This is a genomic window from Clavibacter californiensis (genome assembly GCF_021952865.1).
Lineage (GTDB): Bacteria > Actinomycetota > Actinomycetes > Actinomycetales > Microbacteriaceae > Clavibacter > Clavibacter californiensis.
Window position 1 is genome coordinate 1,092,993 of sequence record NZ_CP040792.1, and the last position, 16,302, is coordinate 1,109,294.

The 16,302-nt window shown below is 73.3% G+C and carries 17 protein-coding genes; 5 read left to right on the plus strand and 12 right to left on the minus strand.

The window, feature by feature from the left end; translation table 11 throughout:
- Nucleotides 1-48 precede the first annotated feature (48 nt).
- Entirely contained in the window at nucleotides 49-690 is a 642-nt protein-coding gene (locus FGD68_RS05550; protein ID WP_237609878.1) for a GNAT family N-acetyltransferase, read from the plus strand.
- A gap of 24 nt (nucleotides 691-714) precedes the next feature.
- Here FGD68_RS05550 and FGD68_RS05555 read toward each other — a convergent pair whose 3' ends face one another.
- Both FGD68_RS05555 and FGD68_RS05560 read right to left on the minus strand, forming a co-directional pair.
- A complete protein-coding gene (locus FGD68_RS05555) occupies nucleotides 715-1,080 on the minus strand; it encodes a hypothetical protein (protein WP_119373762.1) in 366 nt (121 codons plus the stop codon).
- Between the two features lie 369 nt (nucleotides 1,081-1,449).
- Entirely contained in the window at nucleotides 1,450-1,950 is a 501-nt protein-coding gene (locus FGD68_RS05560) for a hypothetical protein (protein WP_119373761.1), read from the minus strand.
- Between the two features lie 293 nt (nucleotides 1,951-2,243).
- On the opposite strand from FGD68_RS05560, the gene FGD68_RS05565 reads away from it, so the two are divergent.
- From FGD68_RS05565 to FGD68_RS05580, 4 genes are all read left to right on the plus strand, one after another.
- Nucleotides 2,244-2,549 carry a hypothetical protein gene (locus tag FGD68_RS05565; protein WP_237609879.1) on the plus strand — a complete coding sequence of 102 codons (306 nt, stop codon included), beginning with the start codon at nucleotides 2,244-2,246 and terminating at the stop codon, nucleotides 2,547-2,549.
- Entirely contained in the window at nucleotides 2,546-2,938 is a 393-nt protein-coding gene (locus FGD68_RS05570) for a VOC family protein (protein ID WP_119373964.1), read from the plus strand. The genes FGD68_RS05565 and FGD68_RS05570 overlap by 4 nt, the downstream gene beginning before the upstream one ends.
- Before the next feature lie 211 nt (nucleotides 2,939-3,149).
- A complete protein-coding gene (locus FGD68_RS05575; RefSeq protein WP_011931929.1) occupies nucleotides 3,150-3,569 on the plus strand; it encodes an organic hydroperoxide resistance protein in 420 nt (139 codons plus the stop codon).
- An 82-nt stretch (nucleotides 3,570-3,651) separates the two neighbouring features.
- A complete protein-coding gene (locus FGD68_RS05580; protein ID WP_045526811.1) occupies nucleotides 3,652-4,035 on the plus strand; it encodes a chorismate mutase in 384 nt (127 codons plus the stop codon).
- Nucleotides 4,036-4,099: 64 nt separating this feature from the next.
- On the opposite strand, the gene FGD68_RS05585 is transcribed toward FGD68_RS05580, so the two are convergent.
- The 10 genes from FGD68_RS05585 to FGD68_RS05630 all read right to left on the minus strand — a co-directional run bounded on the left by FGD68_RS05585 (nucleotide 4,100) and on the right by FGD68_RS05630 (nucleotide 16,226).
- Complete coding sequence (locus FGD68_RS05585; protein ID WP_119373030.1) at nucleotides 4,100-5,083, minus strand: ATP-grasp domain-containing protein; 984 nt, start codon at nucleotides 5,081-5,083, stop codon at nucleotides 4,100-4,102.
- A 52-nt stretch (nucleotides 5,084-5,135) separates the two neighbouring features.
- On the minus strand, nucleotides 5,136-5,957 hold the full coding sequence (locus FGD68_RS05590) for an endonuclease/exonuclease/phosphatase family protein (RefSeq protein ID WP_237609880.1): 822 nt from the start codon (nucleotides 5,955-5,957) through the stop codon (nucleotides 5,136-5,138).
- 67 nt (nucleotides 5,958-6,024) lie between these two features.
- Nucleotides 6,025-6,615 carry a YdcF family protein gene (locus tag FGD68_RS05595; RefSeq protein WP_119373032.1) on the minus strand — a complete coding sequence of 197 codons (591 nt, stop codon included), beginning with the start codon at nucleotides 6,613-6,615 and terminating at the stop codon, nucleotides 6,025-6,027.
- Between the two features lie 161 nt (nucleotides 6,616-6,776).
- Nucleotides 6,777-8,654 (minus strand): DUF4012 domain-containing protein, encoded by a 1,878-nt coding sequence (locus FGD68_RS05600; protein ID WP_237609881.1) that lies wholly within the window; start codon nucleotides 8,652-8,654, stop codon nucleotides 6,777-6,779.
- The gene (locus FGD68_RS05605; RefSeq protein ID WP_104237019.1) at nucleotides 8,651-10,363 is read right to left on the minus strand and encodes an O-antigen polymerase; all 1,713 of its coding nucleotides are present in this window, start codon (nucleotides 10,361-10,363) and stop codon (nucleotides 8,651-8,653) included. Before FGD68_RS05605 ends, FGD68_RS05600 begins: the two co-directional genes overlap by 4 nt.
- Nucleotides 10,342-11,391, minus strand: coding sequence for a polysaccharide pyruvyl transferase family protein (locus FGD68_RS05610; protein WP_237609882.1), 1,050 nt, complete (start codon nucleotides 11,389-11,391; stop codon nucleotides 10,342-10,344). Before FGD68_RS05610 ends, FGD68_RS05605 begins: the two co-directional genes overlap by 22 nt.
- Nucleotides 11,388-12,578 carry a polysaccharide transporter gene (locus FGD68_RS05615; RefSeq protein WP_119372326.1) on the minus strand — a complete coding sequence of 397 codons (1,191 nt, stop codon included), beginning with the start codon at nucleotides 12,576-12,578 and terminating at the stop codon, nucleotides 11,388-11,390. Before FGD68_RS05615 ends, FGD68_RS05610 begins: the two co-directional genes overlap by 4 nt.
- The gene (locus FGD68_RS05620; protein ID WP_119372325.1) at nucleotides 12,575-13,624 is read right to left on the minus strand and encodes a glycosyltransferase family 4 protein; all 1,050 of its coding nucleotides are present in this window, start codon (nucleotides 13,622-13,624) and stop codon (nucleotides 12,575-12,577) included. Before FGD68_RS05620 ends, FGD68_RS05615 begins: the two co-directional genes overlap by 4 nt.
- On the minus strand, nucleotides 13,621-14,751 hold the full coding sequence (locus FGD68_RS05625; RefSeq protein WP_119372324.1) for a glycosyltransferase: 1,131 nt from the start codon (nucleotides 14,749-14,751) through the stop codon (nucleotides 13,621-13,623). The genes FGD68_RS05620 and FGD68_RS05625 overlap by 4 nt, the downstream gene beginning before the upstream one ends.
- The gene (locus FGD68_RS05630; protein ID WP_104237024.1) at nucleotides 14,751-16,226 is read right to left on the minus strand and encodes a sugar transferase; all 1,476 of its coding nucleotides are present in this window, start codon (nucleotides 16,224-16,226) and stop codon (nucleotides 14,751-14,753) included. Before FGD68_RS05630 ends, FGD68_RS05625 begins: the two co-directional genes overlap by 1 nt.
- Between the last annotated feature and the right edge of the window lie 76 nt (nucleotides 16,227-16,302).

A 16,302-nucleotide genomic window follows, 5' to 3' on the forward strand; every position in this document is an offset into this window, starting at 1 on the left:
ACCCGCGACCACAGCGGGCCCCGGCCGCGCGTCTGCCACCATGGCCGGGTGACCGCCACCGTCCCCGCGCCCGCCCCGCTCGTCGGCACCCACGTCCGGCTCGACCCGCTCACGCCGGATCACCTCCCGGCCCTCCGCGTCGCCATCGCCCACCCGGCCGTGTTCGCGGGCGGCTTCGGCGGCGGGTCGGCCGGCCTCCGCACCGACCCGGCGGAGTTCGACGCGTGGGCCCGCGGCTACTTCCGCTGGCACGACCTGCCGTGCGCCGTGATCCTCGTCGGCGGCCCGCACGACGGCGAGCTCGTCGGCACCACGAGCCTCACTGAGCTCGACACGCGCCGCGAGCGCGCGCACCTCGGCTGGACCGCGTACGACCCGCGCGTCTGGGGCACGGTCGTCAACGCGGAGGCCAAGCGCCTCCTGCTCGGCCTCGCGTTCGACGCGGGCTTCGGGCGCGTCAAGCTGCAGGCCGACGCCCGCAACGCGCACTCCCGCGGCGCCATCCTCAAGCTCGGCGCCACCTTCGAGGGCGTGTGCCGCCGCGATCAGCTCCGCGCCGACGGCACCTGGCGCGACGCCGCGATCCACTCGATCCTCGCCGACGAGTGGCCCGCCGTCCGCGCCGGGCTCGACGCGCGCATCGCCGCGCACGAGGGACGACCAGTCCTGTTCCGGACGCCCGCGACCTGAGCGCGTGCCATCCGGCGGGACGAGTCAGCCGGCGGACGGATCCGCGTCGCCGGCCTCGACGGGGTAGTGGAACTGCATGCCGACGGAGTCGATGCTGCCGGTCCACACCATGTCCCGGCCGACGCGGTGCAGCGGGGGAGCGGTCGAGTCGATGACGTCGGCGAGGCCGAGCTCCGCGATCCAGTCCTCGATGATCTCCCGTCGCGCCGGGCGCGAGTAGGCGTCGGCGCTGCCGATGAAGTGCACGAAGTCCGCGTCGCCGAGCTCCCACGCCAGCGGGCGGAGTCCGCGCTGCTGCCCTTCGGCGTTCCAGGCGATCGCGACCATGAGCTCGATGTCCGCGCGTCGCATCGAGCGGCGGCCGAGCGGGATGGGGGACTGCGCGGCCATGGGCGTCTCCTGGATCGTCGTACGTCGGCGGGCGGGCACGTGCGCGAGATGATCCGGCGCCCGCCGTGCGGGCCGAGCGGAGAGGCGGAGATGGGGCCTTCACCGAGCCCGAGCCCGACGAACGCGCGACCGCGCGTCGGGCCCTGCTCCCAGGCGCCCGGATCGGGCGGACACCTGGCGTGATCGCTGTCGCATCGCCGGACCGTCGCGTTCCGGCAGTGCCACACGACGTCCCCAGCGACGGGTAATCATTCGGGACTGGTGCGAACGTGGTCCCTCGGGTGAGGGAATACCAGGGTCCGTGTCACATTGGGCCCCGGATCCGCCCGGCGGCTCCACGAGAGCTCTCCGCCGTGCCGGCAGGAGGTGCTAGGCGGCGTCCGGCGACGCTTCGACCGCCGCCGTCGCCGAGGCACAGGCCACAGGCGGGGCGGCATCCTCGTCGTCCGCCTCCTCGCCGGGGTGGATCCGCGTGACCCGGAGCGAGTGCACGTTCAGCCGGGCGCCTGCGGGGCCCTCGGCCACGCGGATCACGCCGGGTCCCCGGCGCATCTGCACGTCGATGGACAGCGTCCGCCGGGTGGCTCCCTCCGGGAGCGGCGGGTAGCTCACGGTGCGGGTCTGCGCGCGGTCGAGGGCGAAGCCGAGGGCGAGCGGGGTGGATCCGCAGTGGTCGTACGTGACGGCGACGGAGTGCCGGCCGTCGTGCTCGGCGACGACGGCGAAGTCGAGGTAGCTGCGGCTGTCGGGATCGGCGTCCTCGGGCGGCAGCGGTGCGCTGGCGTGGACGCGCGAGGACTGGACGCGCGAGGCGTCGGCGGCGGGGTAGCAGCGGGCGTGGGCGATGGAGTGCCTCCGGGCGGTGCACATCGGTGTGTCGGGACGCAGCGTCGGGAGCGGCCGGGAAACCGTGCCCGGTCCTGCGGGTGCGGCGCGTCGGGCCGGTGTCGGCGGCGGTGGCGCGTGCATCGTGGACCATCTCGCGCACGTGACGAGAGGGGACGTCGATCGGCGCGTCGTTCGGCCCCGACGATGCGGGGCGACGGGCTCACCATACGGCGTCCGGGCGCGGGCCGCGCGGGCCGCGCCCCCGACTCCGCGCACCCTCGCGCGCGGCCGCGTCCCCCGCACGGCGGACGCGGTCGCGGCATCCCCTCCGTACCGTGGAGGGACGACGCGACGACGGGAGACGCACGATGCAGAGCAGGTGGGCGGCCGCGATCCTCGGCGACCGGGAGGATCCGCGCGCACGGCTGCACGCGATCTTCGGCGGGCCGGCCGCCACGAGCGGGCAGCCGCCGGCCGCCGCCCTCGAGTGGGCGGAGCGGGCGCTCGCGGAGGCCGACCCGGCGCACGAGGCCGACGTCGTCGCAGCGACCCGGACGCTGCGCCGGGCCGAGCGGCGGCTCGCGCTCCGGCCCGCCGTCTTCCTCGCGGAGCACGCCATCGCGCGCCGCGGTCCCGCGTGACGGCCCGCGGATCCCTCCACCACGTCGAGCTGCAGGTGCGCGACCTCGACTCCGCGCTCGCCTCCTGGGGCTGGATCCTCGGCGAGCTCGGCTACGCGGAGGACGTCAGCTGGGCCGACGGCCGGAGCCTGCGCCTCGGCGACGCCTACCTCGTGATCGCCCGGGCTCCGCTCGACGCCCCGCACGACAGGCGCGCCGCGGGCCTCAGCCACCTCGCGTTCCACGCGGGATCGGCCGCCGACGTCGACCGCATCTGGGCCGAGGCGCCCGACCACGGCTGGGCGCGCCTCTACGCGGACCGCCACCCGTTCGCGGGCGGGCCCGACCACCGTGCCGCGTTCCTCGAGGACGCCGAGCGCTTCAAGATCGAGCTCGTCGGGGACGCGTAGCCGGCCGGCCGCCCGGCCGCCCGGCCGCCGCGGGCCTCCGCGGGCTCGCCGTCGGGTCCGGTCGCGCGCGCCCCCCCCCCACGACGCGCCCGGGCCGCTCGCGGACCGCACGACGGCGTCCCGCCGCGTTCGCCCGCGATCCACCGTCCGTGCCGCGAACGTGCACGTGCCGCGACGAGTGCTCCCAGGCTCGTCGTGGTCTGATGGATCCATGGAACCCATCTACACCGCTATCGCGCACGCCTCCGGCGGAGGACGCGACGGACACGTCCGCAGCGAAGACGACCGCATCGACTTCGACACCCGTCCCCCCAAGGAGATGGGCGGCTCGGGCGAGGGCACGAACCCCGAGCAGCTCTTCGCCGCCGGGTACAGCGCCTGCTTCCTCGGCGCCACCCACCTCGTCGGCAAGAACGCCGGCGTCGACACGAAGGACGCGGGCGTCTCCGCCAGCGTCTCCATCGGCGACAACGGCCAGGGCGGCTTCGGCCTCGCGGTCGAGCTCGACGTCTACCTCCCGAACGTGGCGCCCGAGCGCCGCCAGGAGATCGCGGACGCGGCCCACCAGGTCTGCCCGTACTCCAACGCCACGCGCGGCAACATCGACGTGAAGGTCACCATCGTCGACTGATCCACCCGCACGACACGAGGCGGGCGTCCCCATCGGGGACGCCCGCCTCCGTCGTCCAGGCGCGGATGGGTAGGGTCATCGCATGCCTGAGAACACCGGCCCCGCAGGGGCGCCCCTCGACGACGACGCCCGTGCCGCCCTCGAGGAGCTGGGGGAGATCCGCGGGAGCATCGACAACATCGACGCCGCCCTCGTGCACCTGCTCGCCGAGCGCTTCAAGTTCACGCAGTCGGTCGGCCGGCTGAAGGCCGCGCACGGGCTGCCCGCGGCGGATCCCGAGCGCGAGCGCCGCCAGATCCTCCGCCTCCGCGCGCTCGCCGAGGAGTCGCGGCTCGACCCGGCCTTCGCGGAGAAGTTCCTGAACTTCATCGTCGCGGAGGTCATCCACCACCACACGCGCATCGCCGAGGACCAGGGCGCCGCCACCTCCGCGGTCGCGCCCGAGGACGGCGGCCCGGCGGCCTGATCCGTCAGGCCGCGGAGTCCCAGTCCTCCGGGGCTCAGCCCTGCGGGGCTGACCGCTCCGGGGCTCAGCCCTCCGGGTACGCCTCCCGCAGCACGCGCTCGAGGAGCTCCGCCACCGCGCCCGGTCCCGACGCCGGCGCGACCGCCTCGACGCCCGCGTTGTAGTTCGTGTTCGTGTTCACGTCGTAGGTCACGAGCCTGCCGTCGGCCGTCTCGATGAACTCGATGCCGGCCACCTCGATCCCGAGCCCGGCGAGGAACGCGACGTACCGCTCCACGAGCGGGTGCTCCGCGGTGATGTCCTCCCGCAGCGAGAAGATCGTGTCGCCCGGCTGCTGCGCGATGGTCGCGCCGGGCGGCATCACGAGCGCGCTGGTGGTCGGGTCGATCGCGCACGCGTCCGCGGGGCACAGCTGGTACCCGCCGCGCGCGGTGTCGGCCTGGATCGCGTAGACGAAGCGCCCGCCGACGATCTCGACGCGCGTCACCCTCGGGGTCGCGGCCTCCAGGAACTCCTGCAGCAGCGTGATCCCGTCCTGCGGCTCCTCGAAGTCCGGCCCCTCCACGTAGGCGGCCAGCTCCTCGACGCTGTCGAACCGGCGGACGCCGAGGCCCTTGCCGCCCTGGTTGTGCTTGGTGATGAACGGCGTCGGCAGTCCGCGCGCCGCCTCGACGATGCGGTGGCTGCCGATGACGGCGCGCGTGCGCGGCACCTCGATCCCGGCGGCGCGCAACGCCGTCAGCTGGTCGACCTTGCTCACCTCGAGCTCGATGGTGCGGCGGCCGTTGACCGTGCGGCGGCCGTGCGCCTCCAGCCACGACATGAGGGCGCGCGTGTAGTCCTTGGAGAGCGCGTGGTCGCGCGTGTGGGCGGAGGCGCTGATCCGCGACCAGAAGATCCCCTCGGGCGGCGCCTCGTCGATCTCGAGCACGCCGTCGGTGAGGAGCCACTCCTCGTAGGGCACGCCGCGCGCGTCGAGCGCTGCGGCGAACGGGCCGAACCACTCGGGGTTCTCGTGGATGGCGTATACCTTCGGCGCGGTGGTCATCCCCCCAGGCTACGAGGCCGGGGAGGCCGCGCCGGACGCGTGACGGACGGCGTCAGCTCACGCGCACGAGCGCCTGCACCGGCAGGTGGTCGCTCATCATGCGGCCGCGCCAGGCGAAGTCGTTGACCGCGGCGGCGCGGACGTCCACGCGGTCGCTCACGAGGATCCAGTCGATGCGCGGGCCGTCGACGACCGGCGGCCGGTAGTCGGGGAACGTGCCGAAGGCGGGCGTCGCCTGGCGCGCGGTGTCGAGCCAGGAGTCGCGGAGACCGGCCCGGCGGGTGAGGGCGTCGTAGGGGAACGAGTCGACGGGTGCGTTGAAGTCGCCCATGAGCACGAGCGGCAGCCCCGCGAAGCGCGTGCGCACGAGCTCGGCGATGGCCTCGGCGGCGCGGTCGCGGGCCTCGGCCACGTCGTGGTCGAGGTGCGTGTCGAGCACGACGAGCGGATGGCCGGTGGCCTCGTCCTGGAAGCGCGCCCAGGTGAGGATCCGCGGCATGGGGTTGCCCCACGTCATGCTGCCGATCACGTCGGGGGTGTCGGAGAGCCACATCACGTCGTGCTCGAGGAGGGTGAGGCGGGACGCCTGGTAGAAGATCGCGCCGTGCTCGCCGTGGCTCCCGCCCTCGCGGCCCTGCCCGATCATGCGGTAGGACGGCGGGAGGGCCTTCTCGATCGCCTGGATCTGCGGCCACAGCGCCTCCTGCACGCCGAGCACCGTGGGCCGCTCCTGCTGCAGGAAGCGCGTCAGCACCTCCTGGCGCTCGGGCCAGTGGTCGGCCTCGCCCTCGCGGGTGCCGTGCCAGGGCATGCGCACGTTGAGCGTGATCAGGTGGATGTCGTCGCCGGTCGTCGGGCCGATCGCGGGGGTCATGACGACCATTCAACCCCGTGCGGCTGACCGCCTGGCCACGCAGGGTCGATCGCGCCGGGGGCCGGCGTCAGCAGCCCGGCGTGACGAGCGCCTTGACGAAGGCGCCGGTCTGGTACGTGTACTGCGAGACCCACTGGCGGAGGCTGAAGTCCACCGGGTCCTCGACCACCATGAGGTCGCCCGTGAAGCAGCGCGAGAAGATCAGCTGCGTGCGCGTGACGTGCGGGGTCCAGGTGATGACGATGGCGCTCGTCCAGCCGTTCTCCTCGGACTTCTCCTTGAGGTAGCGCGCCTCGCCCTGCGTCGTGAACGGCGACGGGGTGTCGCACGTGACGGCGTAGGGGAACTCGCCGTTGCAGGCCGCGAGCTCGCCTGCCGACTGCGGGCCGGTGGCCGGCACCGAGAAGACGACCGTGTCGGAGTAGCCCTCGTCCACCAGCTTCGCCGCGAGGTCGCGGCGCGTGGGGTTGGGCGGGCCGATGACGTAGATCACGTCGGCCTTGTCGGGCTGGCTCGCCGGAGGGAAGACGAAGAGCGGGATGCCGGCCAGGAGCCAGGCGAGCAGGAGCACGAGGAGCGCCAGGAGGGTGCGCACGATCCAGCGACGGACGCGGTGCGCCCGGCGGGGCGTCGTGGTGGTGGTGGTGCTGGGTGTCAACGTGTGCTCTCGGCCTGGAGGATCCGCGGGGGCGGCGTGCGGGCGGGCGTGCGGGGGCGGTGCGGTCCCCCGGCGGCTCGTCGAGCCTACGGGGAGCGCGTGACGGTCGCGAAGCCCCCATCCGGGGCGGGCGGCGCGGCGTCGTGGCGGCGGGCGGCGGATCAGCCGCCCGTGGAGCAGGGGACCTGGGTGATCTCGGACTCGAGCGGGCGCACGAGCGGCGTGTGGCGGACCTCGAGCGGTCCCTGGTCGTCGGACGTCGGCATGGTGAACGTGACGTCGACGGTCTTCGTGTCCTGCGGCGCGAGCTCGGTGCGGATGCGGATCATGCCGCGCCCCATGTCGGTGCCGCGCGCCTCCTCCGTGGTGAGGTCGGCGTCGGTCTTCCAGCCGGTGACGGTGGATCCGACGGGGCCGTACACGAGCAGGTCGTCGAACTGGCGGCCCTTGGCCTTGCCGTCGAGGCCCGTGACGTAGCGCGGCAGGCTCGTCGCGGCGTCTACCGGCGCGATGCTCGTCATGTCGACGGACACCGTGTACGTGGTGGTGTCGCCGCAGGTCTCCGCCTGGATGCGGGATCCGGAGCGCAGGTAGTAGCTCATCTTGGATCCGGAGCCGATGTCGTTGAAGTACAGGCCGATCGCGGTCTGGTCGGTGTTGTCGTCCGGCAGCGCGCCGCTCAGCGGCCCGCCCTCGATGAGCGTCTGCTCCTCGGGGACCGTGCTCCACATCAGCAGGCGGCGCTCGTCGATGGCCCGGTCGATCGCGGTGACCAGCGGGACGACGGGCGGGGTGTCGGTGACGAGCTTCGCGAAGATCGTGCTGGCCGCGCTCGCGAAGTAGCGGTCCTGAGCGAGGTAGTCGGGGTACTGGCTGTAGACGGCGCCGAGGAGGGTGGGCACCGCGTTCTCCGCGGTCAGCTGGTCGCCCGTGGCGAGCGTGATCGGCCCGGTCGCCTCCAGCAGGTAGCTGAGCGCGATCGGGTCGAACGACAGCACTCCGTCGACCCGGTCGCCGATGTTGGCCTCCCAGTACGACTTGGCGAGGGCGCCCGACGTGGGGAAGTCGGGGAACATCGTGATGTTCTGCTCGAACCGGTCCGAGCGCGGCTCGATGAGGCGCACGGTCTCGTCGGGCACGTCGCCCTGGCGCACGTTCCGCGGGAAGTCGTTGCTCGACGCCTGCTTCGCGATCCGCACGGTGCCGTCCTCGACGGTCAGCAGCACGAGCGCGGCCGGGTTGCCGCCGGTGGATCTGACCTCCGCGTTGTTCTGGAACATCAGCAGGTAGTTGCGCGCGCCGTCGGCCCCGAGGAGGTCGGGGAGGACCCCGGTGACCTCGCGGAAGGTGCTCGCGGTGTCCTCGGTGCTCGTGAGCGTGTCGTCCATGCGGTCGACGTCGTCGGCCACCTGCGCCCAGAGGCTGTCGCGGTCGATGGTGTCGAGCTCGGCGCGGGCGCCCGCGAGGCCGTCGCTCGCGGTCTGCACGGTCTGCCCGAGCGAACGGATCCCGTCGAGGTCGATGCGGCCGAGCACGGGCGTGAACGCCGAGAGGGAGACCTCGGTGGCGGGCGTGACGACGTCGGTCGCGAGCCGATCGCTCGTGGAGGCGAGCACGCGGGCGGCGTGGAGGTTCGGGCCGACGAAGGGGATCCACTCGTAGGCGCCGAGCACGCCGTCGTCCGCGGCCTCGGCGGCCTTCGCGGTGTGGTCGCGGAGCTCGGCGGCGCCGGTCTTCGCGGTGTCGATGTCGCCCGCGAGGAGCGCGGTCTGCACCTGGTCGGAGAGCGGGAGCGCGTCGCGGAGCTCGGACTGGACGGTGTCGACGCGGGGCAGGATCAGCGCGGCCGAGACGGCGGTGCCGATCACGAGGACGCCGATCACGCCGACCGGGATCCAGAGGCGCTTGCGCTTCCACAGGGGCCGGCGGGTGGCGTCGCGCTCCGTGCGGTCGGCGCGGCGGCGGCTGCGGCGGCCGGTCGAGCCGTCGGATCCGTCCGAGCCGTCGGCCGGGGGCAGGATGTCGTCGATGCCGCTCACCGGTCGGGCGTCCAGTTCCCGACCGGCTTTCCGGCCGGGAAGGCGCGGCCGTTGCCGATCGCGGGACGGGCGTCAGCGGACACCGGGGCGGATCCGCCGACGGCACCGAGGCCGGCGACCCCCGCGCCGATGAGCGCCTGCTCGCGGACGGCTGCGGGCGCGGTCTCGTCGGGCAGGGGCACGGGCGCGCTGACGGGGCCGGTGACCTGCTTGCGGGTGGAGGAGATCCAGAAGAACACGAGGAGGATCACGAGCGACGCGATGCTCGTCGACATGCCCTGGTACGCGTCGCCGCGGATCAGGGAGAAGAGGTACGGCGTGACGACGACCGCGATGGCCGCGCCGAGGAGCCCGCGGCGGCGCATGCGGGCGCGGATGAAGAGGCCGGCCACGAGGCCGAGGAGCGCGCCGACGGCGACGACCCCGGGGATCCCGAAGTTCGCGAACGCCTCGCCGATGGCCGACAGGCTCGTCTCGACGCGGTTGACGCCGTAGAACCGGGGCACGTACGTGGACGTGAACCACGTGTTGCCGCCGCCGAAGGGCTTGTCCTCCCACAGCCCGCGCGGGACGAACCAGGCCGGCACCGCGGCGTACGTGGCGCCCCACTGGTAGACGAAGTCCGGCAGCGACGCGACCTCGTTGAGGCGGATGAGCACGTCGAAGGGCCGCGTCTCGATGCCGCTGGTGAGCCGGTCGAGGAGGACGCCGAGCGGGTCCTGCGTCAGGCGGTCGAGCGAGCGGCCGTTGTCGAACGTGGACTCGCGGATGACGATCGAGTAGACCATCGCGACCACGGCCGTGACACCGCCGATGAGGGCGATGGTGCGGAAGCGGAAGGGCTTCGGGCCGATCTGCTTGAGGATCAGGAACGGCAGGAAGACGCCGATGATGAGCGGGCCGCGGCCGCCGGCGGATCCGGCGCAGACCACGAGCACCAGGACGGCGACCAGGTTGACCCAGTTCCAGCCCTCGAGGCCCTTCTGCCGGCGCGCGAGCACGTTGTAGACGATCGCGATCTGCACGGGGATGTAGGAGAGGCCGATGAACGACTTGCCGGAGAGGAAGTCGCTCCGGTTGGCGAGGCCCGTCGTGTACGCCTGGATGCCGCCGGAGGAGAGCACCAGGTACACGAGGAGCCCGAGGGCCACGACCGAGGAGATGACCACGAGCGCCTGCGCCACCGACGTGTTGAACACGCGCTGCCAGCGCACCTGCGTGTCGGGGTCGACGACGGCGGGGCCGCCGGCGATGGCGTTGTCCTCCAGGGCCTTCGCGTCCTCGCCGCCGCGCTTGATGCGACGGGCCTCGCGGGCCACCGAGTAGTAGTAGACGACGAAGAACGCCGAGAAGAAGATCAGCGCCTCGATGAGCGCGGAGCTCGCCGCGAGCTGCAGCGTGGGGGAGAAGAAGCGCGTGTCGGCGATGGCGCCGGGGCTCGTCTCCATGCTGTTGGCGACGGTGAGCGGGCGCAGCACGAACAGGAGCAGTCCCGTGAACGCGACGATGCCGCCGGGGGTGATCGGGTCCCCGTTGGAGACCGTCTCCTTCACGAGCACGCCGACGAGCAGGATCGCGAGCACCGCGATCATGAACGGGTAGGAGAGCTCGTTGCCGAGCAGGGCCACGCCGCCGAGGGCGGCGAGGACGGTGAGCACCACGGCGGCCGCGAAGACCGCCGGGGTCGCTAGGCGGTACGTCGGACCCATGTGGTCATCTCCTCGAAAGCCGCGTCCAGGCGGGCGGTGGCGGCGACGAGAGCCGCCGCGGTGGTGGATGCGGCGTCGGCGTGGGCCGGCGCTGCGATGGCGGTGCGGACCGCCCGGTCGAACGTGGGCTCCGTGCTCGTGCCGAACTCGTTCGTGAACGCCCCGACCTTGGTGGCGCCACCGACGGCGACGACGGGCGTCGTCAGCATCGTACCGAGGTACATGGCGTGCATGCGAGAGGCGATGACGACCTCGCGATCGGCCATGAGCTCGGCCGCGCGGCGCCAGCCGTGGTCGCCGGGCTCGGTCGTGAGCCGGGCGCGGACATCGGGGGACAGGGCGCCGGCGTCGGAGTCGTCGCCCTGGTCCATCGACACGAAGACCACCTCGCCGAAGCGCTCCTCGAGGGCCCGCACGTGCGCGAGGGTGACGTCGGGGGAGTGCTTCGCGTTGAGGGCGACCACCGCGCCGCTGCGGCGGTCGGCGGGCGCGGCCATCCGGGCGAGCTCGGGGGCGGCGAAGAGGCTGACGTCGGCGGCGACCTCGACGGGGAGCTTCGAGTACCCCGCGGCGCGGCCGGCGGAGTCGGGGTCGCGGGTCCAGACGCGGGCGCCGTCGAGGCCCGCTCGGAGGGCGAGGCGCGCGCGGCGGCGCGTGACGGGATCCGCGCCCACGCCGAACACGGCGAGCGGCGTGCGTCCGGTGCGCGCGATGAGCCCCGTGACGGCCATGAGGCGGGGGAGGCCCGCGAACGGGCGACCGGGCTGGTCGTCGGCGAGGAGCGTGCCGCCGCCGACGACGACCGCGTCGACCTGGCGCACGATGTCGGCGAGCGCGCGCACGCCGGAGACGCGGGCACGCTCCTCGGTGGAGTCGACGCGCGCGGTCTGCCCGAAGTCGGCGATCACGGTCTCGTGGCCCGCCCGGCGGAGGCGCTCGGAGAGCGCGTCGGTGAGGAAGGCGTCCCCGAGGTTCTGCGGATGGCCGGACGCGAGGGTGCGGTCGGCGGAGACGATGAGGGTCCTCATGCGTCCTCCTTCCTGACGGTGCGGTGGCGGTAGCGGATGAGGAGCGCGGCGATGGCGGCGCTCAGGACGAGCTCCGCGACGAGCGTGACGCCGGCGAGGAGGGCGGGGCCAGCCGTGAGCGCGGCGACGAGCGTGAGGACCACGGCGACGACGCCCGTGACGATGGTCGCGGTGAGCCGCACGCGCACGAGGCCGGATCCCATCGCGTACGCCATGAGCGCGTAGTTGCCGAACTTGGGGGCGACGGAGAGGAGGATCACGAGGAAGATCACCTGGTCGAACGCGTCGCCGCCGAAGACCTGCTCGACGGGCTCGCGGATCAGCGCGAGGATCCCGGCGAGCACCAGGCCGCCGAGCGCGAACCGCCACCAGTAGTCGCGCGCGGGCCGGCCGGCGGCGCGGATCCGCGGGATCAGCTGCTGCGAGAGCGTCGCGGGCAGGACCTCGAGCGGCTGCACGATGCGGTAGGCGAGCGCGAGCGGCACGACGGCGTCGGCCCCGAGGATCGCCGTGCCGAGCACGAGAGGCGCCTGCGAGTAGAGCGCGCTGAGGGATCCCGAGAGGCCGAACTCGAGGATCTGCGGGAACACGCGCACGGGCTCGTCGCTGGTCGTCGCGAGGTCGCGGCGGACGGCGATCCAGGTGCCGGCGGTGACGATCAGCGACACCACGGGGAACGCGAGCAGCACGAGGATCTCGGGCACGACGAGCGCGATCACGAGCGGCACGGCCTTCAGCACCACGAGCGCGAGGTCCGGGAACGCGTAGGAGGCGTCGCGGCGGCCGACGAGCAGGGGCGCGCGGATCGTGCGGGTGAGCGAGTCGAGCACCTGGCTGACGCCGAGCGCGACGAGCAGCAGCACGGCCTCGCCGGGCATGGACGAGGCGGCGGCGACGGTGATCAGCACCGCGACGGCGGCGCCCAGCGACCCGAGCCCTGCGTGGAACGCGACGGCGCGCGCGTGCACGCTCCGGGTGAGGCGCGTGCGCGGCAGCGAGAGCAGGAAGTTCGCGGCGCCCGAGTCGGTGATGATCGCGAACGAGCTGAGCAGCGCGAACCCGGTGACGAGGGCGCTCTGCGCCGACCCCTCCGACAGGCGCGTGAGGACCACGAGCAGCACCAGCTGGAGCACGCGCGTGAGCCCTGCGGCTCCCGTGGGGAGCAGCAGCCCGATCCGCCTGATCATCGCGTCCCGATGCTCTGGTAGGCGTCGTGGACGGTCTGCGCGGAGGTCCGCCAGTCGAAGCGGCAGGTGACGGCGCGGCGGATGCGCGCGGCCTCCTCCTCCTCGAGCGGGTCGGCGGCCGCGAGCTGGGCGAGCGCCTGGGTGATGGCGGACGTGTCCGCGGGCGAGAAGTACGTGGCGTCGTCCCCGCAGATCCAGTGGAAGACGTCGATGTCGGAGACGGCGAGCCGTGCGCCCGCGACCATCGCCTCGACGAGCGGCAGGCCGAAGCCCTCCGCGAGGCTCGGGAAGACCACGCCGCGCGATGCCGCGTAGAGCACGGCGAGCTCGTCGTCGGTCACGTAGCCGGCCAGCTTGATGTCGTCCGACTCAGCCATGTCGACGTCGCCGAACACGGCGCTCTTCGCGCCGACCAGCACGAGCGGCGCCTGGGCGCGGGTCTCCGCGGGCAGATCGAGGTACGCCTCGGTGAGGCGCTTCAGGTTCTTGCGCGGATCCATGCTGCCGACCGCGAGCAGGTACCCGCCGTCGGTCACGCTGAACCGCTCGAGCACGCGGGCGCGCTCGTCGGCGCCGCGCGGCTCGCCGAACACGGGGCTCGGCGCGTTGGGCGCGACCACGACGGGCGCGCTGGACAGCCCGAGCTCGCGCACCTGCTCGGCGACGGGCTCGCTCACGGTGACGATGACCCGCGCGTCGCGCAGGTTCGCGCGCAGCAGCGGCACGTGGGTCACGACGTACTCGCGGCTGTACCACTCGGGGTTGGTGAGCACGAAGAGGTCGTGCACGACCACGATGTGGCGGCGGTGCACGAGCGGCGCGCGGCTCGTGAGCGACAGGAGCACGTCCTGGCGCGTGATCCACGGCAAGGTCGTCTGCACCCAGAGCCAGCTGCGCGCGCCGGACGACGCGATGCCCTCCGACGGCGTCGCGCGGGTCACGCCGCGCTTGCCCTCGAGCGCGCGGGCGATCTCCGTCGCGTAGCGCTGCTGGCCGGTGACCCGCTGCCCCGCGTAGGCCTCGTTGACGACGAGCCGGCGCATCATGCGGCCGCCCCGTCGAGGCGCGCGCCGTCGTGGCGGACCCACGAGGCGATGCTGCGCTCGAACACGGACGCGTCGAAGTCGGCGGAGCGGCGGACGCTGTCGGCGGGATCCAGCGCGGCGGCGCGCGCCACGGCGTCGGCGAGGCCGGCGCCCTCCCAGTCGTGCACGTGCACTCCCGTGACGCCGTCGACGACGCTCTCGGTCGCGCCGCCCACGTCGCTCACGAGCACGCGGGCGCCTGCGGCCATCGCCTCGACGGGCATGATCCCGAAGTCCTCGACCGCGGGGAACACGTACGCGAGCGAGCGCTGGTACAGCGTGTACAGCAGGGCGTCCGAGGGCCGCGGGACGATCGTGACGGGCACGCGCGCGGCGTCGGCCTGCGCCCGCAGCTCCTCGGCGAGCGGGCCGGATCCGGCGAGCACCACGGGCACGTCGGCGGCCTCGCCGGCGCGGATCACGAGGTCCAGCCGCTTGTACGGCACGAAGCGGCTGGCGCCCAGCAGGAAGCGGTCGGGCAGCGACGCGGCGAGCTCGGCGTCGGATCCGGTCAGCTCGCCCTCCCAGGATGCGGTGTCGCGGATCGCGGTCGCGTCGACGGGCGGGTGGATCACGCGCGCGTCCACGTCCCACGCCTTGCGGATGCGCGCCCGCACGAACGCGCTGTTCGCGGCGAACTCGGCATGCGACGCCTGCGCCCGGCGCCGGTCGAGCGCGCGGAGCGGGGGAGCGGCGGCCTTCACGAGCAGGTTGGCGCCGCGCTGGTCGAGGTCGGGCGTCCAGAGGTAGCGCGCCGGGCTGTGCACGTAGACGTGCTGGCGGGTCGCGCGATCCCCGTGGCCGAGGTGGTGCGCGAACAGGTGCGAGCTCGACAGGGTCCACTCGTACGCGTCGAGGTCGAGCGAGCTCCACGTGAGCGGCATGAACGGCAGGGCCAGCGGCTTGCGCCTGCGCAGCGGCGTGCGGGCGATCCAGCTCTCCCGCACCGGGCGGTCGCCGAAGCGGCCCGGGTCGTCGTTCCAGAGCGTGAAGAGGTCGGCGTCGGGGAAGGCGTGCGCGAAGGCGTCGAACACCTTCTCGGATCCGCCGGACTTCTCGATCCACTCCTGGACCAGCAGCCCGCCCATCAGACGGCCCCGTCCGCGCCGAAGACGGCCTTGAACGTGCGCGCCAGGATGATGATGTCGCCCGTGAGCGACCAGTTCTCCACGTAGTAGAGGTCGAGGCGGATGGCGTCCTCCCACGAGAGCGAGGAGCGGCCGGAGACCTGCCACAGGCCCGACATGCCGGGCTTGATGAGGAGGCGGCGGCGCGCGGCGCTGTCGTACAGCGCGACCTCGCCCTCGCGCTGCGGGCGCGGGCCGATGAGGCTCATGGATCCGAGCAGCACGTTGAGGAACTGCGGCAGCTCGTCGAGCGAGTAGCGGCGGAGGACGCCGCCCACCTTCGTGATGCGCGGGTCGTCCGTCACCTTGAACAGCGGGGTGTCGGCCGTGCCCTGCTGCTCCAGCAGCGCGAACAGCTCCGCGTCGGCGTTCATGCGCATCGACCGGAACTTCAGCATGTGGAACGGCTCGCCGTTGAGGCCGATGCGCTCCTGCTTGTAGAAGACGTCGCCCTTGCTCGTGGCCTTGATGAGGATCGCGAGGATCAGGAACACCGGGCTCAGCACGATGAGCGTGATGCCGGAGACGACGATGTCGAACAGGCGCTTGGAGAGCAGCTTGCGGCCCTCGAAGCGCGGCGTCTCCACGTGGATCAGGGGGAGGCCGGCGACAGGGCGGGTGTGGATGCGCGGGCCGCCGATGTCGGTGAGGCCGGGCGCCATGACGAGGTGGTGGCGGCCGGGCTCGAGCGACCAGCTGAGCTCGCGGATCCGCTCGGGCGGCAGCTCGTCGCTCGACGTGAGCACGAGCGTGTCGGCGCCGAGGCGCTCCAGCTCCACGAGCGCGTCGTCCGCGTTGCCGACCACGGGCACGTCGAGGCCGGGCAGGCGCGAGGGCCGGGCGTCGCCCGTGAGGCACGCGCCCACCACGCGGTAGCCGGCCTTGGGGGCGCGGGCGAGGGTCGTGGCGGTGTGGGTGGTGCTCTCCAGGGATCCGACCAGGAGGATCAGCGAGGAGAACTCGCCGCGGCGGCGCTGGGCCGAGAGCCACACCCGCCAGAGCGCGCGGGACAGCAGCAGGAGCACGAGCCCGAGCGGCAGGCCCGTGACGATGTAGCCGCGCGCCAGGTCGATCTTCACGAGGAAGGCGACGATGGCGATGATCCCGAAGAGCCGCAGCGTCGCGTCCGCGACCTGCTTGTACTCCGCCGTGCCCGTGCCGACGATGCGGTAGTCCCGCGTGCTGTAGACCGTGAGCACGAACAGCCACGCGAGGATCAGCACGACCGAGACCATCGTGTAGGTCACGGCCACGCCCCGGGCGTTGCCGCCGAGGTCGACCGTGCCTGCCGTCGTGCCGAACCACAGGAACTGCACGCCGAAGGTCGTGAGGATGATGACGATCGCGTCGCTCAGCGCCAGGCGCCGGGCGTAGACGACCCGCCAGCGCGAACCCTCCTGGGCCTCGTCCGTGCGTCGTGTCTGTTGCGTGTCCACTGGTCCCCCGGGGCAGGCGGCTCCGCGCGGGAGCCGGTGGTGTGTGATGGAGCGGCGTGTGCTCGCGTGTGCGGTG